Origin of the sequence: Nostoc sp. DedQUE04 (assembly GCF_034530995.1) — a bacterium.
Taxonomy (GTDB): Bacteria; Cyanobacteriota; Cyanobacteriia; order Cyanobacteriales; family Nostocaceae; genus Nostoc.
This window is the reverse complement of the sequence record NZ_JAVRCA010000015.1, coordinates 123,585-142,493: the sequence shown is the minus strand read 5'-3', so window position 1 is coordinate 142,493 and position 18,909 is coordinate 123,585. Positions and strand designations below refer to the sequence as shown.

The window sequence follows — 18,909 nt, the reverse complement described above, 5'->3', positions numbered from 1 at the left end:
ACAGGTAAAATATTATGCTTAGTCAATTACCGAATTGCATTATTAGCCCTTCGTGGTGGCAACTGATCGGATGGATTGCCGATCCGATTGGATTTCAGCAAAAGTATAGTCAAGAGTATGGAGACATTTTTTCCATGCAACTGAGTGGACTCGGTTCTTATGTAATTATTAGCCGTCCCCAAGCCATTCAAGAAATTTTCAGTCAAGATTCTAAATTTGATATTGGTCGTGGTAATAAAATTGCAGAACCTTTGATTGGGCGAAATTCTCTCATGTTAATAGATGGTGCCCGCCATCGACGAGAACGAAAATTATTAATGCCCCCTTTTCATGGAGAAAGGCTACAGACTTATGCTCAACAAATCTGCTTAATTACCGAGCAAATCGCCAGTCAATGGCAAATCGGTCAACCTTTTGTGGCTCGTTCTGCCATGCAGAAAGTTAGTCTACAAGTAATTTTACAAATTGTCTTTGGTTTAAGTGAAGGGAAACGCTATCAACTAATTTTACCTCTACTTACTAGTTGGTTGGATATGACTGATTCTCCTTTGCGCTCCAGTATGCTATTTTTCCGATTCTTACAACAAGATTGGGGAAAATGGACTCCTTGGGGGCAGATGAAAAGTAGACAAAGCCATATTTATCAGCTACTTCAAGCAGAAATTGAAGAGAAAAGAACAAAGAACAATCACCAGGGTGATGTTCTGAGCTTGATGATGGCAGCGCGGGATGAAAATGGGCAAGCAATGACCGACGATGAATTAAAAGATGAATTGCTGACAATTTTATTTGCTGGACATGAAACTACTGCAACAACGCTAGCGTGGGCTTTCTATCAAATTCATCAAAATCCAGATGTTCTCTTAAAATTGCAGCAGGAACTTGACAGCTTGGGAGAAAATCCAAACCCGATGGAAATTGCCCAACTTCCTTACTTAAGCACAGTTTGCCAAGAAACCCTGCGGATGTATCCAGTCCTTCCAGGGCTTTTCCCACGCATTACCAAATCATCCATAAATATTGCCGGATATCAGTTTCCTCCTGATACAACTTTAATGCCAAGTATCTACCTCTTGCATTACCGGAAAGACTTATATCCTAATCCTCAACAATTTAATCCCGAACGTTTTTTAGAACGCCAGTATTCCCCTTGGGAGTTTATTCCTTTTGGTGGTGGAATTCGGCGCTGTTTAGGATATGCCTTGGCTCAGTTAGAAATTAAATTAGTCCTCGCAACAGTTTTATCCAATTATCAACTTACCTTAGTAGAAAATAAACCTATTAAACTGCAACGACGTGGATTTACCCTTGCTCCTAATGGTGGAGTTCGGATGATGGCTATTAAAAAACGATAAACTTGTTTGGGAGGAACTTGGGGTGCGAGTAGGATAAGAAAATAAAATCAAAAAAATTGGCAAAATTAAAATCACACTTCAATTAATTGGTACAGGTTTCTCCGTGGCTCACGCTTGGATTAAAAGCGGCTCATCAAATCCAAGGGCGTAACTTTCTGTACGGATGCTTACTTCACCCCGGATACAGAAGAAGGCCGCCCTAGAAATGCCTGTTTGCTCTTTGCGCATGGTTAGGTCTTTGTGGTGGACGATGGAAGTGGACAGACTTCCATAGCTTGAATCAAGCCGTGTTCAAAGGTGAATCGATGGCCCACGTGTTCATCGGCAAGAACTGCGTAAGCCTTGTCACGCACGACCTGATGCACATCGACCAAAATGCGCCCGCCCTCCTCCAAGTAAAAGGAAACCGGCTCGACGTGCGGATCGATCTCGCTCCATTGCTCCGTCCAGTAAGCGCGAACTTCTTCAGGCCCATGAACAAAACCGCCTTTAAACGCTCTCGGCCAAACCACGTCCGGAGTCATGAGGGCAAGGGCAGCGTCAATGTCTCGCGCGTTGAAAGCTGCGTAAGCCGCACGGAGCAGTTCGATTAGGAGTGCTCTTTGATCTGACATAAGAGGTATGGTGAACCAGATGCAGTAAGGACTAATAATTTATTGTACAGAGTTTAGCTGAAGCTTTTTTTATCGACACTATCATGCCTGATGTCAGGTTTATTTAGAGGATTTCCCGTTTTTAATTCTTCTGTTGTAAAGAAAATTGTTTTATATATAGTCTCCACCTTTGTATCTTTGAAGCAGTAGGTGTTCGATACCGATACGGCTAAGGCTCTCATCTAATCTCTGGTTGAAGACTTATCATTTAAAGGGCAGCTCTTGCTGGGAGAAAGAGATTTTTGGGATTTTTGCACAGATACGGTAATCATAAGTGATTAGCCGGACATGATATCACTTTCACTTTTGAGGGTTTGTAGTAAGCACTTTAGTGCTTAGAAAATAAGGACTAAAGTCTTTACTACAAACTTGCTTACCTATCAATTTAAACTTGACAAACTACCTGAAAATCATTCTTTTTGACTATTATTTGTGTAAGTCCTGTTCACTTTTTGCTGTCCGGCTGAAGACTCGATAGTATAGTGACGTACTCGTTTCCTTTAAGGGAAACAGCAGATAGGTGAGAGGATTTATTGCCACAATAATATTTCGGAAGTCACGCTGTGCCAAAAATAAGATCGCACGAGCAACTTGCTGTGCAGACATCACTCCATAAGGATTTAGTTGACTCTTAAACGGGCCAAGAATTAACTTGCGAATTACACAATCCCCATCCAAACGCTTGAGCGTAACAATATCTCCTAGCGCTCTTTTGCTGAGTTCATAAAGCGGACTCAGTGCTGGAGAAACCTCAGCCTCAGAAGTGTTTACCCAAATTTCCTTGGTTGCTTTTGCTTGTGGCCCTGTTACAGTTGTCAAAAATATATCTATCAACCGTAATGCTGAAAAGGCATTCACTTCATAAGAGGAATTGATCGCCTCCGATGTGCGGCTGGCGTAGACATTGACTCCATGATTGATAATTAAAATATCTACTTTCTCTAAACTATCCTTCAGATTGGCTTCATTGCCCAACTGCCAGGAAACCACCTTTACCCCAACTTGCTCTACTAATTTTTCTGGATTAGTGGTTAATGCCACGACTTTAGCATTATTCTTGACAAGTTCAGCCGCCAACGCTTGCCCCAACGCTCCTGATGCTCCAGTTAAAGCGATGGTTTTACCTTTGAGAGATAGTCCTGTACCCAGAATTTTATCAACTAAGGGAAAGACGCCACTGTAGTAGGCGTTAACATCATCAAAATGATGTCGCCAATGGTAAGACCGATTCACCCACCAAATGGATGGAATTGTCTCTAAAGGGCCGGGTAGGTGGTTGTAATCTGTATCAATTTTTCCTAGAAAATATCGCACAGACGCACCATACAAAAAGGTACAAGCGTAAGCTACTCCTAGCCATAACCCCATTTGCTTACCAATTAAGGCAATGACTATCAATACCAGCAGCAGTAGACTCGACTCTAAAATGTCGTGATAAAGCTGCGATTCTTGATAAACTTTCAGAGAAACTATCGATAAATCGCGGCGATAAGCCATGTGGTGCTTGTTGTGCCATTTAGCAAGCCAATTGACTTGATGACACAAAGCATGATAGCTGTCTCTCAATATCTCAGCAAGTAAAAGTGAGAAGAGTGCCCAACTAGCAAACTGTAAGCTGACATTTAGCCAAACCCAATTAATTTGTAAGCTTGTCTCAATTCCTATCAAGTTTTCAGCTAGCATTTTTATCATGTTTGTCTATACTCGTTTTTGTTAATCATTCTTCACAATCTGATAAAGGTGCGTTCAGGTCGAGTTTAGAGCAAATTCAAATCAAAGGGAATGGGGGACAAGGAGAAATAAGCAATGCCCAATTACGAATTAGTTACAGCGTATTTAGGTAAATTCTGCCCCTGCACTTGCAGCCACATCTGCTAATGATAAATTAATAATTCTATCTCGTAGACAGTTTAGAAGCAGAAGGGTTTGAAGCGATCGCAGCCGAAAATGGTCTATTATCTTACCAAGCCCTCGACAGTAGAGGAATTGTTAAAAGCGATCGCTACCCGATTAGAAAAACAAGCAACCATGCGCCAGTGCTATATTGCTCAGTCCAAGCCAGTTCCAGAACTCCAAAGTACTGATGCAGACACATCAGCAAATTCCCAATCACTCTTGCCTACTTGTCCTCAACTTAAAGAGCAATAATTCAGACAAACTACTACTTGTGCTGGTAATGAGCGATTACGTTCTTCTGCTGATGTATTGGCGATCGCCTTACCAATAGATATTTTCTCGCTATCATGGCATTTTGCGTTCGCCTTCGGCGTGGCTTTGCCAATTGTGGCACAGACACTAGCTTCCGTCGGGCCGTAAGCTTTGAAGAAGTTTCTGCCAACAGACCACTGCTTGATTAATTCAGCAGAACAAGACTCTCCGGCGACAATTATTGTTTGCAGTGCCGGGAGTTCCTCCACGGGCATAACCGCTAACGCTGATGGTGGTAGTGTGATATGGGTAATGCAGCGATCGCGTAATCTAAAAGCTGACTATGATTATCTAACCGCATTAGCTTGTATAGCGATTCCCTGTTAAGTGAGGTACAGATAATATTTTGAAACGCAGAGGGACGCAAAGTAAAGCGCAGAGGTACGCAGAGATTTGTACCTCAACAGACTAGGAAATGCTATATATCCTTCTTAAAGTCCGCTCTTCAATAATTAATATTACCTAACTAAACTTTTGCTAAAAGTGGGTTGGCATTAGGTAACAACTAGCCATCAAAATCATTTCTCAACAATTTCAATTGTTTTTGTAGTCTCTACTTCCTAAAAAGTAATACTTAACTCCAAGCTAAGTCTATTGTAATCGGTAAATCTTTAATTTATTTAAGGAAAAATTGAACAAATTCAGTTTTGTTACTTTATAAATAGCTTTAACAATAGCTTCAAGTCCATATCCTGCTACAGCATCCCCTACAACCGTTATTAGACCAAGTAGCCCGATACCTCCTACGATACTAAACGGATTTCCCAATGGTGTAAGAATAGCTGCAACCGCAGCAGAATTACCCCTAATTTAACTGATGATTTTACTCTTTTTTGATAACAACTAATCTATAGGACTCATATTTGATTGCGTGAAAAAACTCAGTAGACCTTTAACTTTCTTCTCTCCTGTTCCCTGTTCCCTGTTAAGAGTTTCCTTTCTATCGCGCTTGTGCTGCGCTTCTCTACGAGAGGCTTCTCTACGAGAGGCTTCTCTACGAGAGGCTTCTCTACGAGAGGCTTCGCCAACGCCAATGTCAACGCGCACCACGCAAATAATTTCAGAAATAAAAACAGATTCCTATATCGTTGAAACAAACTTACTTTCTTTAAATTAACATACTGAAAATTTCAGTTAAAAAATCATCTCATTTTTCTCAATAAAATGCAACAGCATTTCAAACAATTCGGTTAAGACAGTTAAGACAGTTAAGACAGTTAAGACAGTTAAGACAGTTAAGAAATTAATCGCCAACAAGTAATGTTGTTCGCAAAGATTTAAAGCATAATAATTTTATAAATTTAAGTAAATATTTAGATAAATATCTTGACTAAAAAATTCAGATAAACTATGTTTCTGATACAATGAACATAAATTTTGAATATTTGGGCAATAATTAAAAGTTTTCAAAATTGTAATAAATTATAGTTTTGAATAAGTTATAAGTTTATAAAGGTTTAGTAATTTTGTTTAATACTTGTCAAGATTTGAATTGGAAAAATCTTAATGGTGAGTGAGATATGGCAACTAACAAAGAGCGCAGCCATACTGGTATAGTCAGTCGTAGAGAGTGCGACGATGGACGATGATAGGAATCCGAGTACACTTCATTAATTCAAGCGATCGCCATAAATTTTAATCGTCGCTAAGGACTTTCTTCAGTTCTACTCTTATTTGGAGATTAAAATATCGTGACAACCCAGGTATATAGCCAATCAGTTATAACATTTGATGGTCAAGATGATTATATAAATTTTGGCAGAAATGATATTGGTGGTGTTTTTGCTGAGGGGAGTTCAGCCTTTACAATTTCTGGATGGATTAATCCTCAAGAACTAAAAAATCAAGCCACTACATACGGAACGCACAATGTTTTTTTTGCCCGTTCCTCAGACCGATATAGTGATAACTTTGAGTTTGGCATCAATGAATCAGGAAACTTAGATATATATATTGATGAAAAGGCTGAGAAGGTTATCAAAACCTTTGGCAATGGAGAATTAACTGTCGGACAATGGCACTTCTTTGCTATTGTTTTTAATCGGGGTCAACTGACTATACACCTTGACGAGCATGAGTATTTTGGCTATTTGACAGGTGACTCTTTAAACAAAGCAACTAGTCCTGTGACTCTGGGCGCGACTTTACACAACAACATATATTTCACAGGTCAATTAGCTAATATTAGCGTCTGGAATTACCCCTGTCCGCCAGTGGAAATCCAAACACACCGCATTAAGCCTCTAGTCGGGAAGGAACAAGGATTAGTCGCTTATTGGATTTTAAACGAAGGAGAAGGAACGACCGTAAAAGACCAGACTGAAAATACTCATAATGGAACTTTGCATGGTAATCCCAGTTGGGGTTTAGCACAAATTCCATTTGGAATTACCCAATCATCGAACCAGAGTCCAACAACAAGCAATTCCCCAGAAGAGAACCAGTCAGTTGCAGAGGTTTCCTCCACTGAACTAACTGCTGTTGGCAAAGCTGACTCGCAGCAATCCATTGAGGTTTCCCCAGATGTAGAAAACGACATTCTTGTAACTCCCGTTCCTGTAGCCTCAACTACAGGAAAGGGAAAAAAAGGGGCAAAGAAGCAGAGTGAAAATACCAACATTCAAACTTCCCAGCCAAAGCAAGAAGAGAAAGTCGAAATAGCTCAAGCAACTGAAAGTCAAGTTCTGGCCGATATCCAACAGCCCAAAAAACCACAAAAATTAACTCAGGAGCGATCGCAAAAAACTATGATTACTACAGCCAATCCTAGATATAAAATTCTTTCCATTGATGGAGGCGGTATTCGAGGCATTATCCCAGCGCTAATATTAGCAGAAATTGAAAAGCGCACAAAAAAACCGATTTTTAGTTTATTCGACTTAATTGCAGGCACTTCAACCGGAGGAATTCTGGCACTAGGATTGACTAAACCCCAATTAAGTTTAGATCCATCTATATCTGAAAGTGAGCCACAAGCTCAGTACAGTGCCGAACAGATGGTCAAATTATATGTCGAATATGGGGCTGAGATATTTTACGAGCCATTTTTTGAACATTTGCTCGGCCCTCTTGAAGATATGTTTGCTCAACCCAAATATGCGTCTGACGGCAGAGAAGAAATTATCAACCAATATTTTGGTAATACCCCTCTAGAAAATAATCTTAAAGAAGTTTTCGTCACTAGCTACGATATCGAACAGCGAATTCCGATATTCTTTACCAACCAAATCGAAAAACAACAGATAGAATCTAAAAAATTTCGGAAGGTGAGTGTCGGTTTTACGCTCAAAGATGCGGCAATGGCAACTAGTGCGACACCTACTTATTTTCCTCCCTATCGAGTTGCGACTTCCCATAATCCTAGTGGCTTCTATAATTTAGTAGACGGAGGATTGGTTGCTAATAATCCAGCAAGCTTGGCGATTACAGAAGCGAAAATCAGTAGACAAGCTCAAAAAGCAGTGCTACATACCAACGATATCTTATTAGTTTCCTTGGGTACAGGTTCCCTGACGAGTGTTTACAAGTATAACGATGTGAAAAATTGGGGACAATTGCAATGGGTAAAACCTCTTTTAAACATTGTTATGGACGGTGGTAGTGAAGTTGTAGCTGGAGAATTAGAACACTTATTTGAGTCTCCTGACAAGGAAATTAGAGGCTCTTATTATAGATTTCAAACATTTTTAACAGGTGATTTAGAAGACATAGATAATGTCAAATCAGAAAATATTCGTCAGTTACAAACTATAGCTCATCGACTGATTACAGAAAAAAGTAAACAAATCGATGAGTTATGTAGTATTTTGTTAGCCTAAAAAAGAGGCAGGGGAGCAGGGGAGCAGGGAGATGAGGGAGATGAGGAGACAAGGAGATAAACAAAACTCTTAACTCTTAACTCCTAACTCAGCACGGGCTAAACCTTAGCTTTTTGCTAACAGCACTCAGCACTCCTCACTCAGCACTAAGTTTTGACAAAGTAAAAATTAGTCACCATCTCGATTAAGTACTAAGCTAGCAAGTAAGGGTGAATAAATTCTATTACCCTTAATCAAGATTTAACCAAGAATGTAAGGATTTGAGGTAATTCCAATGGATGAAGTCGTTAAAAAAATCGCTGCTTTGGGTCTTCCTGGCATACTTCTGGTAATTGCAATTTCTGCAACAGGTTTGGCGGGTGGTTACGGCGTTGTAGCTGCCCTGGCGGGGTTGGGAGGCCCGTTTGGCATCATCGGCGGTCTAGGTGTGCTTGGTTTGACAACGCTTGTAGGGGAGGCTATAGCGGGATTTGGAATTGAAGCAGTTCTCAAGAATATTTATGCAGAACGTCGCAAAACCGAATCTGTGAGATATCTCCTCAAAGAAATTAAAGATTTACCCATTACAGAGGATCTAAAACTCAAACTAAAAAATGAACTTAACCCAACAATCACTGATAATTTTGAAGAGGTTCAGCCGCCAAAGACAATTGAAATCGTCGAGGAATAATTTTCCTGTTACATTTGTTGAGACTGCCAACAAAATGTTACTAAATTAAGTGCGATCGCGCTTAATTGCTCTCAAATAATAAAATGGCCTCTGAGTCCGATTTATACCGGATTAAACACTCAAAGGCCATTATTCAAAATTATGCAATGCCGCATGAAAGTATATTTAAATAGGAACAGATTAAAACCTAAAAACTTGTTCTGCACTAATTCATTCAATTTATAGTTTTTAACCACCACTTATATACAGTATGGGTTGATAATCAAATGAATTTTTCAGAAAAAAAAAGTTTAAATTTGGAGAAAATACAGCAACTTAAAACTGATTTTGAATTAGTTTTATTGGAGAAAACTTCAATAAACGAATGTACAGTAATTGTCAAGAAAATATCTCCGCTAGAAGTCATACTATATATTGTTTCAAGCTCAAATATTTTGCTAGAACAAATTCGCTTTTATCTTCAAGATATATGCGATGAAGCATTACTACCAAGAGCTTTTGTATCAGTGTCCAATCTACCTTTAACTGCCGCAGGAGAGGTAGACGAATTAGCTTTGAGTAACATTCCTGTTATTGATGAAAGTTTAATAGAGCAAGTAGAAAAGCAACTTAATTCTCATTATAAAATCGAACAGGCAGTGGTAGTAGTGCAGGAGTTGAGAAAGCAAATTCCCTCACTCCATTTGTCAGATTTGCTCCCAGATTGGCAAAACAAAAATGCGATCGCAAACTTTTCTCCAATCCTCAAAGACTCTCAGCCCAATACACAACAACATTTCACACAGCCGAAGCCACTTGCCATCAGCCACGGTGATATTCTCTCGAACGATCGCAATGCACCTGTTACCTTGCCGGAAGTTTTGCAAAGAGCTGCTCAAAAGGTTACAGGTGAGGGTATTATTTACCTGTTGCCCGATGGCACAGAACTACGCCAATCCTACGCTGAATTACTGGAAGTTGCCGAGCGAATTCTTGCTGGTTTGAGAAAGTTGGGACTCAAGCCAAAAAACAAAGTCATATTGCAGATGGAACTTAGCTGTGACATTATTCCAGCTTTTTGGGGCTGCATATTGGGAGGCTTTGTACCTGCGATCGTGGAAGTACCACCAACTTATAGAGAATCAAACAAGGTGGTGGATAAGCTTTGTCATATTTGGCAGTTCTTAGATAGTCCAGTCATCTTAACTACAGAAGCTCTCAAACAAGAGGTAGAATTACTATCGCAATGGCTACCAGCAGAACGCCTAAAAATAGACACGATTGAAGCATTAAAAGACAATCCTGCCAGCAAACAATATCACCAGAGTCAACCAAATGAAGTGGCTCTTTTCAATCTAACTTCTGGCAGTACAGGAATCCCAAAATGCGTTCAATTGACTCATCAAAATCTCATTGCTCGTGCCAGAGGAGCTAACCAACTCAATCAACACCAGCGAGAAGATATAGTTTTAAATTGGCTGCCGTTCGATCATATTGGCAGCATTTCCGACTGGCATATTCGTGGTATAGAAATCGGTTGCACCCTCGTTTATGCCCAAAAAGAATATATCTTAGGTCGCCTCCTCAACTGGTTGGATTTGATCCATAAATATCGGATTACTCATAGCTGGGCACCCAACTTTGCTTATGCCATAGTTAATGACTCTCTCAAACAAGAACCAGAACAGAACTGGAACTTATCTTGTGTAAAATTTCTCCTAACAGCTGGCGAAGCAGTATCTAGTAAAGCTGTGGAAGATTTTCGAGAAAATTTAGTTGTTTATGGACTCGAAGCAACAGCAATTAGACCAGCTTTTGGGATGGCAGAGATGGGTTCGGGAATTACATATTATCAGCCCAAAAAAGAAGCACCTTTGTTATTCCATAGGATAGATAAATCTATCTTAGAAGGTACTATTAAACGAGTAGAAATAGACCATCCGAATTATCATACTTTTACTGATTTAGGTTCAGTTATTCCTGGGGTTAAAATTCGCATAGTAGACGAGCAAAACTCTGTATTAACAGAAGACACTATCGGTCGTTTGCAAGTTAAAGGTGATGCAGTTTCTCCGGGATATTACAACAACTACGATGCGAACAGTCAATCATTTTTAAAAGATGGCTGGTTTGATACTGGAGATTTAGGATTCATTGCCAACGGACAATTAGTTGTTACTGGTCGCGCCAAAGAAACTATCATTATCAATGGAGCTAACTACTACAGTCATGAAATTGAAGCAGTAGTTGAAGAAATTGCAGAAATTGAAGTTTCTTACACAGCCGCTTGTGCAGTCTGCGATGCTGATGATGCAACAGAGAAACTGGCTATCTTCTTCAGTTCGCCTGTTACGGAAGACCAAAAACTATTAGAACTGCTAACTAAAATTCGGCAGACAGTCGTCAGTAAAATCGGGTTAAATCCTGATTATTTAATTTTATTACCTAAAGAAGATATTCCTAAAACCATCATTGGTAAAATTCAGCGATCGCAACTTCGCGATCGCTTCGGTGCAGGTGAGTTTAACCACATTATCAAACAAGTTGATATATTACTAAATAATACTAATACTATTCCTGATTGGTTCTATCAAAAAGTCTGGCGCCGGAAGCAAGCCAAACTTATAAAAGCTTTACCCCAAGGTTGTCTAACTATAGTCTTCCTCGACGAGTTAGGATTGGGGACATTTGTTTGTCAGCAACTAGAACAGCAAAACCTGCCATATCTGTGTGTTTCACCCGGCTCTGATTTTGCTAAAAAAGATTCCAATCACTTCTTTTTAAATCCTGGAAATGCAGACCATTATCAACTCTTACTTGACACAATCAAGGCAGAGAAACAGACCATCGGTCAGATTCTCCATCTGTGGAATTATCAAGAGTATGGCGGAGAAATCAAAAGCCTAGCAGCTCTGGAAAAAGCGCAAGAACAGGGAATTTACAGTTTGTTATTTCTTGTCCAAGCCCTAGCAAAAACTCAAAATTTCTCAGATTTACAGTTATTATTTGTTTCTAGCTACACCCAATCTACGCAAGTAACAGACAAGATTGCTTATGAAAAATCTCCAGTTCTCGGTGTAATTAAAACTATTCCCCAAGAAATACCTTGGTTAAATTGTCGTCACATAGATTTGACACCAAATTCAATACAGGTAGCTGGTAACTATCTTCTACAAGAACTCCAGATTTTCTCAAAAGACCAAGAAATAGCTTATCGCAATGGACAACGTTTAATTGCAGGTTTAGAAAAAGTTAATCTGCAAGACAAACCAAAGCAAGAACTTCCTTTGAAAATGGGGGGAATGTATCTCATAAGTGGTGGGCTTGGAGGCGTTGCAGTTGAAATTGCTAAATATCTAATTAAGTTTTTTAATGCCAAATTGTTATTAGTAGGTCGGACTCGTTTACCAAATGTCTCATTAGAAAAAGTCAAAGTTTATCAGGAATTAAAGCAGCTTGGTTCCGTGGTTTATGAAGCAGTGGATATCTGCGACTTTCAAGCAGTGCAACAAGTGGTGGAAAAAGCCAAGGCTAACTGGGGATGTCAACTGGATGGCGTGATTCATCTGGCGGGAACTTATCACGAACAAATGCTAGTGAATGAAACACCACAGAGTTTAGCTGCAATTCTGCAACCCAAAGTGTTAGGCACTTGGGTACTACATCAGGTACTTAAGAAGCAAGGACAGGGGATTTTCATTAGCTTTTCGTCTTTAGCAAGTTTCTTTGGTGGAGCGACAATTTCTGCTTATGCTGCTGCTAACAACTTTTTGGAAAGCTTTAATCAATATCAACTTTCTGTTAGCAGGTTGCACAGCTATTGCTTTGCTTGGACAAATTGGCGTGATACAGGGATTAACAAGGGTTATCAAAGGCAAGAAATCACCCGCGCTCAAGGCTATTATGAGATGAGTTTGCAACAAGGATTATATTCCTTTTTGGCTGGTTTATATCACAACCAAGCACAGCTAATAGTCGGTTTAGATGGCAGCAATCCCAAAATTCGGCGTTTCACCTCTGAGTTTCCAGGGCTACAGAAATTAACTGCCTATTTCACTACGAGTAACGGTTCTACCGTACCAGAGTTATCAGATTTGACGGTGCGCGATCGCTTCACAACAACCGTTAACTGTGACTTCGTGCAACTATCCCAAATGCCTCTCACTGCTAATGGTGAAATCAATCGAGACTTATTGGCTAGGGGTATGACTCAAAGAGCGATCGCTCCCCGAAACGAGACAGAACGGCAAATAGCTCAAAACTGGCAAGAAGTATTAGGCATACCTCAAATCGGCATTCATGATAACTTCTTTCAATTAGGAGGAAATTCCTTGCTAGCCTTCCAAGTCATTTCTCGGTTGCGTGAGACTTTTTCTGTTGAGTTGTCGCCCAATCGTTTTTTTGCATCCCCAACTGTAGCTGGTTTGGGAGAAAGTCTTGAGGCGCTACAAACTGTCGTCAGCAAGTGGAATGTAGCTATTGATGACGCAGAGGAAGAATATGAGGGAGGCGTATTATAAATGACAACAATAGAATTTGTCTCTTATTTAAATAGTTTAGGCATCAAAATTTGGTTGGAAGGCGATCGCTTAAACTATCGCGCTCCCAAGGGAGTGATGAACCCAGAGCTGAAAAACCAATTGCTAGAACGCAAATCAGAAATCCTGGCTTTTATACAAGAAGCCAAGACTGCCACAGACTCCTCCTTTGCACCAATACTGCCTATAGAGCGTTCTACAGAGTTGCCCTTATCCTTTGCCCAGCAGAGGATGTGGTTTCTCTATCAATTAGAGAGCCAAAGCCCATTTTATAACGAGGGTTTCCAGCTGCGCGTTCAAGGTGTACTCAACGTAGAAGTTCTTCAGCAGAGTATCAACGAAATCATTCGCCGCCACGAGATTTTACGGACAACATTTCCAGCAGTAGATGGAAAACCCGTGCAGGTAATTTCTCCTAGCTTGCTGATTGCTATGCCAGTGCTGGACTTGCAAGGTTTAGAAGAATCAGAAGTACAACAGATTGTCACAAAAGAAGCTCGGCAACCTTTTGATTTGGATAATGGCCCTTTGTTGCGAGTCACTTTACTGCGACTGGGGTCAGAGTCGAATGTGCTGGTGTTGATTATGCACCATATAATCACGGATGGCTGGTCAATGGGGATATTCATCAAAGAGTTGTCCAGCCTCTACCGAGCTTTTACTCTTGATTCTCCTTTACTCCTCCCTGAGTTGCCCATCCAGCATGCTGATTTTGCAGTTTGGCAGCGACAATGGTTAACTGAGGAAGTTCAAAAACAGCAACTTAACTACTGGAAGCAACAATTAGCTGGTGCTACACCCTTATTAGAACTACCCACAGACAAACCACGTCCCGCCGTTCAGACTTTCTGTGGTGCTACCCAGGAATTTCAAATTGACCAAAATTTGAGCCAGCAAATCAAAACCTTCAGCCAACAGTCAGGAGCTACCCTCTTTCATACCCTACTGGCGGCTTTCGTAGTTTTAATGTTTCGTTACAGTGGTCAAGATGATATCTGCATTGGTAGCCCTATTGCCAACCGCAACCGCACAGAGATAGAAACATTGATGGGCTTTTTTGTCAATACATTGGTACTGCGTCACCAAATCGAGGGAAATCCGAGTTTCGGTGAGTTTCTCTCTCAAGTGCGACAAGTTGCAACGTCTGCTTACACTCATCAAGATGTCCCCTTTGAACAAGTAGTAGAAGCCTTGCAACCAGAACGTTCTCTCAGCTACAATCCCCTATTCCAAGTGGTGTTTGTCTTAGAGAATTTCTTGTTGGATACATTAGAATTGCCTGATGTTACCCTGACTCCTCAATTTATAGAACGTGGAACATCTCAGTTTGATTTGACCTTGGCAGTTTGGGACACAAAAGAGGGGCTGATCGGTTCGTGGGAATATAACAGCGACCTCTTTGAGCCAGATACCATTGCGAGGATGACAAGTCATTTCCAGACTTTGTTAGCAGGGATTATTGCTAATCCGAATCAAACCATTGGTGAATTACCACTGCTGAGTCAGCAGGAGCGACATCAGTTACTAGTGGTGTGGAATGATACTTATACGCCTTATCCTGACAGCAAATGCATCCATCAGTTGTTTGAAGAACAGGTGGAAAAAACACCAAATGCTGTGGCTGTGGTCTATGAGGATGAGTCTCTGACATACCAGCAATTGAACCTCCGCGCCAATCAATTAGCGCACTATCTGCAATCTTTAGGTGTTGGTGCAGAAGTATTGGTAGGAATTTGTGTTGAGCGTTCTCCCCTAATGATAGTAGGATTGCTGGGCATTCTCAAGGCTGGTGGGGCTTATGTACCGCTTGACCCAGCATATCCTCAAGAGCGGTTGGCGTTTATGCTAGAAGATGCCCAAGTTAAAGTGCTGTTGACCCAGAAAAGCTTGGTCGCAATGCTACCGTCACATCAAGCGCAGGTGATTTGTCTGGATAGCGACACAGCAATCTTCAGCACCAGTGTAGAGAATTTACTCCATACAGTAACAACTGACAATCTGGCTTATGTGATTTACACTTCCGGTTCCACTGGTAAACCCAAAGGAGTGCAAATTGAACATCGAGGATTGTTAAATCTCGTCTTTTGGCATCAACAAGCTTTTGCAGTGTCGCCGCTTGACCGAGCAACACAAATTGCGGGAGTTGCATTTGACGCTTGTGGTTGGGAAATCTGGCCTTATCTGACGGCGGGAGCTAGCATTCACTTTCCTAACGATGAAACCCGACTTTACCCCGAGCAACTACGAGACTGGTTGTTGTCAAAAGCAATAACCATTAGTTTCCTACCGACACCAATGGCCGAGAAAATTTTATCATTAAATTGGCCGGCGAATGCTGCTTTGCGGACTTTGCTCACAGGTGGGGATCAACTTCATCAATATCCTTTAGATTCCCATCCCTTTAAGGTGGTGAATAATTACGGGCCAACAGAGAATACTGTAGTCACAACATCTGGTACTGTTCCGAAAAGACAACAAGACTATATACCACCTGCGATTGGGCGGGCGATCGCTAATACCCAAGTTTATATACTCGATTCCCTGTTGCAGCCTGTACCCATTGGTGTGACTGGAGAATTGTACATCGGTGGTGAGAGCTTGGCACGAGGCTACCTCCACCGTCCCGACCTGACGATTGAAAGATTCATTAGTAACCCTTTCCAAAGAGGCAGGGGAGCAGGGGAGCAGGGAGCAGGGAGTAGGAGGACAATTCAGCACTCAGCACGGGCTAAAAGCCCCGCTTCTGCTAACAGCACTCAGCACTCAGCACTTTTATATAAAACAGGCGATTTGGTTCGCTACCAAGCCGATGGCAATATAGAATTCTTGGGTCGCATTGATAGCCAAGTTAAAATTCGTGGCTTTCGCATTGAACTTTCCGAAATTGAGGCGGCTTTGACTCAACACCCACAGGTACGCGATGCTGTTGTGCTTGCAAGAGAAGATAAACCCAGTATTAAGAGTTTGGCAGCATATATCATCCCAGAACTGACACAGCCGAACAGTAATGAGTTACGTCAGTTTCTCAAGTCCAAGCTCCCCAGTTACATGATACCTGCATCCTTCATAGTTCTAGAAGTTCTGCCGATTACCCCCAACGGCAAAGTAGATCGTCGTGCATTACCAGTACCAGAGTTCGAGTTCGATGAATCAACTGGCTTTGTCTCTCCCCACACCCACACTCAAGAAGTCTTGGCAAAGATTTGGCGGGAGGTTTTAGTTCTAAAAAAAGTCGGTATCCACGACAATTTCTTTGAATTGGGCGGAGATTCTATCATTAGTATGCAAATTATTGCTAAAGCTAATCAAGCCGGACTAAAACTTACTCCCAAACAAATATTTCAACATCAAACAATTGCTGAATTAGCTGCTGTTGCTGGTACAATTAATTCGGTTCAATCAGAACAAGGTTTAGTTACAGGGGTTGTCCCTCTAACACCGATTCAGCACTGGTTCTTTGAGCAAAATCTGCCAGAACCTCATCACTTTAACCAATCCTTCCTGCTAGAAGTTCCCGCAAATTTGCAACCGGAGTTATTAAAGCAGGCACTACAAAAGTTACTGTACCATCACGATGCTCTACGCCTGCGGTTTGTGCAGCAGGAGGGGCAATGGCAGCAGTACAACAGTGATGCGAGCGATGGCGTATCATTGGGTATTGCAGATTTGTCCTATCTGCCCCAAGCAGAACAGTTAAGGACAATTGAAGCCAGGGCAGAGGAAGAACAAAGGACGCTGAACTTAGCAGATGGGCCGCTGATGCGGGTCGTTCTGTTTCACTTAGGCAATTCCCCCGGACGTTTACTCATTATCATCCATCACCTGGCTGTAGATGGGATCTCGTGGCGAATTTTGCTAGAAAATTTATCTGGAGCATACAAACAATTAGAAACTGGCAAAAGTATCCAACTACCTGCAAAAACAACTTCCTTCAAGAATTGGGCAATGCGATTGCAGGATTATGCCCGCAGTCAACAACTCTACTCACAGTTAGATTACTGGCTGGACTCAATGCAGTTCCCAATTGCTCCTTTACCGTTGGATTATGCTGCTGTTGCCCAAGATAATACTGTAGCTTCCAGTCGGATTGTATCTGTATACCTGAATGTAGAACAGACTCGCACTCTATTACAGGATGTCCCCGGAGCCTACAATACTCAAATTAACGATGTCCTGCTGACAGCGTTGGTGCAGACTTTCGCTCGTTGGACAGGTTCTCACTCCCTTCTGATTGACTTAGAAGGTCACGGACGAGAGGACTTGTTTGAGGATGTGGACTTGTCTCGTACTGTAGGCTGGTTTACTACTATATTCCCCGTGCTGTTAAAACTGGAGGATCGTTTCGATCCCGGAGAGGTTCTCAAGTCGGTAAAAGAGCAACTGCGACGTATTCCCAACCGAGGTATTGATTATGGCATCTGGCGCTATCTTAGCCTGGATGAGAGCGATCGCAGTGAAAAAGCTCTTGAGCAGGGAGCAGGGAGCAGGGGGGCAGGGGAGCAGGGGAGGCAGTGCGGTCTTGGGGGTTTCCCCCAGGAGCAACTGCCGTCGAGCAGAGGAGAAAAACTACCTATACAAGTCCTACCCCAAGCTGAGGTGAGCTTTAACTACTTGGGTCAATTTGACCAAACGCAGTTAGCAACCCTTGGGTGGAAATATGCTCAAGAGTCTAGCGGTTCCATTCACAGCCCCAAAGGACAGCGCCGCCATTTGTTAACTGTAAATGGATTAGTCGTTGAAGGAAGGCTGAAACTGGAATGGCAATATAGCGAACATTTCCATAGCCGGGCCACTGTAGAAAATCTAGCTAATGAGTATATAGAAGCCTTAGAAGCTATTATTGCCCACTGTTTATCCCCAGAGGCAGGTGGCTATACTCCTTCAGATTTCCCGGAAGTTGAGTTTAGCCAAGAAGCTTTGGACGAACTACTAGCAGAAATTAATTAAATAAAGTCGTTCATACTATAAACCCGGTTTCTGTTTTAACAAAGTTTTCTGCAAATAAACTAAATTTCTGGAGGTAATTTATAACAAAGCTACTAATGATTCACTACCAAAAAATATCATGATGATTACTCAGGAAAAACTATGCTGGAATTTCAGATTGAATTTCAACCTCGTATCCCTCCTTCAAAAAATTTAGTCATAGGTACTTTGGGGCCTAATGCTACTAGTAGTGACTACGCTGCCAAGCATATAAATAACCATCTTATCTCAGAAGAATTTACTGTATCAACTCAGTTATTTGATACTTTTACAGATGTCAAAGAAGCTTTGCTACAAGACAAAGTAAATATGGCTTTAGTCCCTCATGCTTACGACCGAATTAATGAGTTTTATATGGAGCCAAGTTTTGAGCTAGGCTTCATTTTTATATTTCCTACTCCAGTTTATGGATTGGCTAAGAAAAAAAATAAAGAGGCAGTTTTCAACGGTTCTAGAATTGTTACTCATCCTGCTCCTTTACCTCTGTTAACAAAACTATTGCCAGACTCTCAAGATCGAACACAAATACAAGTGGATTTGTCTCCTTCTACCAGCGATTCAGCAATTCAAGTAATGCAGGGTTTAGCTGATTTCGCTATTACTAATGAGAATGCGGTGAAAGCCTACGATTTAGAGTTTATTTCAACCTATGGAAACATTCGTATGAGTTGGTCGATTTTTCAAAAAAAATTAAATTAGCAG

At 41.3% G+C, this 18,909-nt stretch carries 10 protein-coding genes and 1 pseudogene; 8 read left to right on the top strand and 3 right to left on the bottom strand.

Going from position 1 to position 18,909, the window contains the following annotated elements; translation table 11 throughout:
- Positions 1-14 precede the first annotated feature (14 nt).
- The gene (locus RM049_RS13540) at positions 15-1,355 is read left to right on the top strand and encodes a cytochrome P450 (protein ID WP_322704512.1); all 1,341 of its coding nucleotides are present in this window, start codon (positions 15-17) and stop codon (positions 1,353-1,355) included.
- Between the two features lie 230 nt (positions 1,356-1,585).
- Here the strand turns inward: RM049_RS13540 and RM049_RS13535 are convergent, their stop codons facing one another.
- Positions 1,586-1,969 carry a nuclear transport factor 2 family protein gene (locus tag RM049_RS13535; protein ID WP_322704511.1) on the bottom strand — a complete coding sequence of 128 codons (384 nt, stop codon included), beginning with the start codon at positions 1,967-1,969 and terminating at the stop codon, positions 1,586-1,588.
- 465 nt (positions 1,970-2,434) lie between these two features.
- A complete protein-coding gene (locus tag RM049_RS13530; protein WP_322704510.1) occupies positions 2,435-3,700 on the bottom strand; it encodes a bifunctional sterol desaturase/short chain dehydrogenase in 1,266 nt (421 codons plus the stop codon).
- A 255-nt stretch (positions 3,701-3,955) separates the two neighbouring features.
- On the opposite strand from RM049_RS13530, the gene RM049_RS13525 reads away from it, so the two are divergent.
- A complete protein-coding gene (locus RM049_RS13525) occupies positions 3,956-4,156 on the top strand; it encodes a hypothetical protein (RefSeq protein ID WP_322704509.1) in 201 nt (66 codons plus the stop codon).
- Positions 4,157-4,209: 53 nt separating this feature from the next.
- Here the strand turns inward: RM049_RS13525 and RM049_RS13520 are convergent.
- A pseudogene (locus RM049_RS13520) lies at positions 4,210-4,488 on the bottom strand (AMP-binding protein); the annotation flags it as partial.
- Positions 4,489-5,087: 599 nt separating this feature from the next.
- Between RM049_RS13520 and RM049_RS39285 the strand changes: the two are divergent.
- From RM049_RS39285 to RM049_RS13490, 6 genes are all read left to right on the top strand, one after another.
- Positions 5,088-5,333 (top strand): pentapeptide repeat-containing protein, encoded by a 246-nt coding sequence (locus tag RM049_RS39285; protein WP_416212636.1) that lies wholly within the window; start codon positions 5,088-5,090, stop codon positions 5,331-5,333.
- Positions 5,334-5,907: 574 nt separating this feature from the next.
- Positions 5,908-8,034 carry a patatin-like phospholipase family protein gene (locus RM049_RS13510; RefSeq protein ID WP_322704507.1) on the top strand — a complete coding sequence of 709 codons (2,127 nt, stop codon included), beginning with the start codon at positions 5,908-5,910 and terminating at the stop codon, positions 8,032-8,034.
- Positions 8,035-8,308: 274 nt separating this feature from the next.
- The gene (locus tag RM049_RS13505) at positions 8,309-8,704 is read left to right on the top strand and encodes a hypothetical protein (protein ID WP_322673924.1); all 396 of its coding nucleotides are present in this window, start codon (positions 8,309-8,311) and stop codon (positions 8,702-8,704) included.
- Positions 8,705-8,970: 266 nt separating this feature from the next.
- The gene (locus RM049_RS13500) at positions 8,971-13,203 is read left to right on the top strand and encodes an SDR family NAD(P)-dependent oxidoreductase (protein WP_322704506.1); all 4,233 of its coding nucleotides are present in this window, start codon (positions 8,971-8,973) and stop codon (positions 13,201-13,203) included.
- Entirely contained in the window at positions 13,204-18,168 is a 4,965-nt protein-coding gene (locus tag RM049_RS13495; RefSeq protein ID WP_322704505.1) for a non-ribosomal peptide synthetase, read from the top strand.
- 141 nt (positions 18,169-18,309) lie between these two features.
- Positions 18,310-18,906, top strand: a complete 597-nt coding sequence (locus RM049_RS13490) for a LysR family transcriptional regulator (protein ID WP_322704504.1) — start codon at positions 18,310-18,312, stop codon at positions 18,904-18,906.
- Positions 18,907-18,909 lie beyond the last annotated feature (3 nt).

Excerpts from the sequence above, each read along its gene's own strand:
- RM049_RS13490 (WP_322704504.1), top strand. The coding sequence starts at position 18,310 with ATGCTGGAATTTCAGATTGAATTTCAACCTCGTATCCCTCCTTCAAAA.
- RM049_RS13505 (WP_322673924.1), top strand. The coding sequence starts at position 8,309 with ATGGATGAAGTCGTTAAAAAAATCGCTGCTTTGGGTCTTCCTGGCATA.
- RM049_RS13535 (WP_322704511.1), bottom strand. The coding sequence starts at position 1,969 with ATGTCAGATCAAAGAGCACTCCTAATCGAACTGCTCCGTGCGGCTTAC.
- RM049_RS13540 (WP_322704512.1), top strand. The coding sequence starts at position 15 with ATGCTTAGTCAATTACCGAATTGCATTATTAGCCCTTCGTGGTGGCAA.
- RM049_RS13530 (WP_322704510.1), bottom strand. The coding sequence starts at position 3,700 with ATGATAAAAATGCTAGCTGAAAACTTGATAGGAATTGAGACAAGCTTA.
- RM049_RS13500 (WP_322704506.1), top strand. The coding sequence starts at position 8,971 with ATGAATTTTTCAGAAAAAAAAAGTTTAAATTTGGAGAAAATACAGCAA.
- RM049_RS13495 (WP_322704505.1), top strand. The coding sequence starts at position 13,204 with ATGACAACAATAGAATTTGTCTCTTATTTAAATAGTTTAGGCATCAAA.
- RM049_RS13525 (WP_322704509.1), top strand. The coding sequence starts at position 3,956 with ATGGTCTATTATCTTACCAAGCCCTCGACAGTAGAGGAATTGTTAAAA.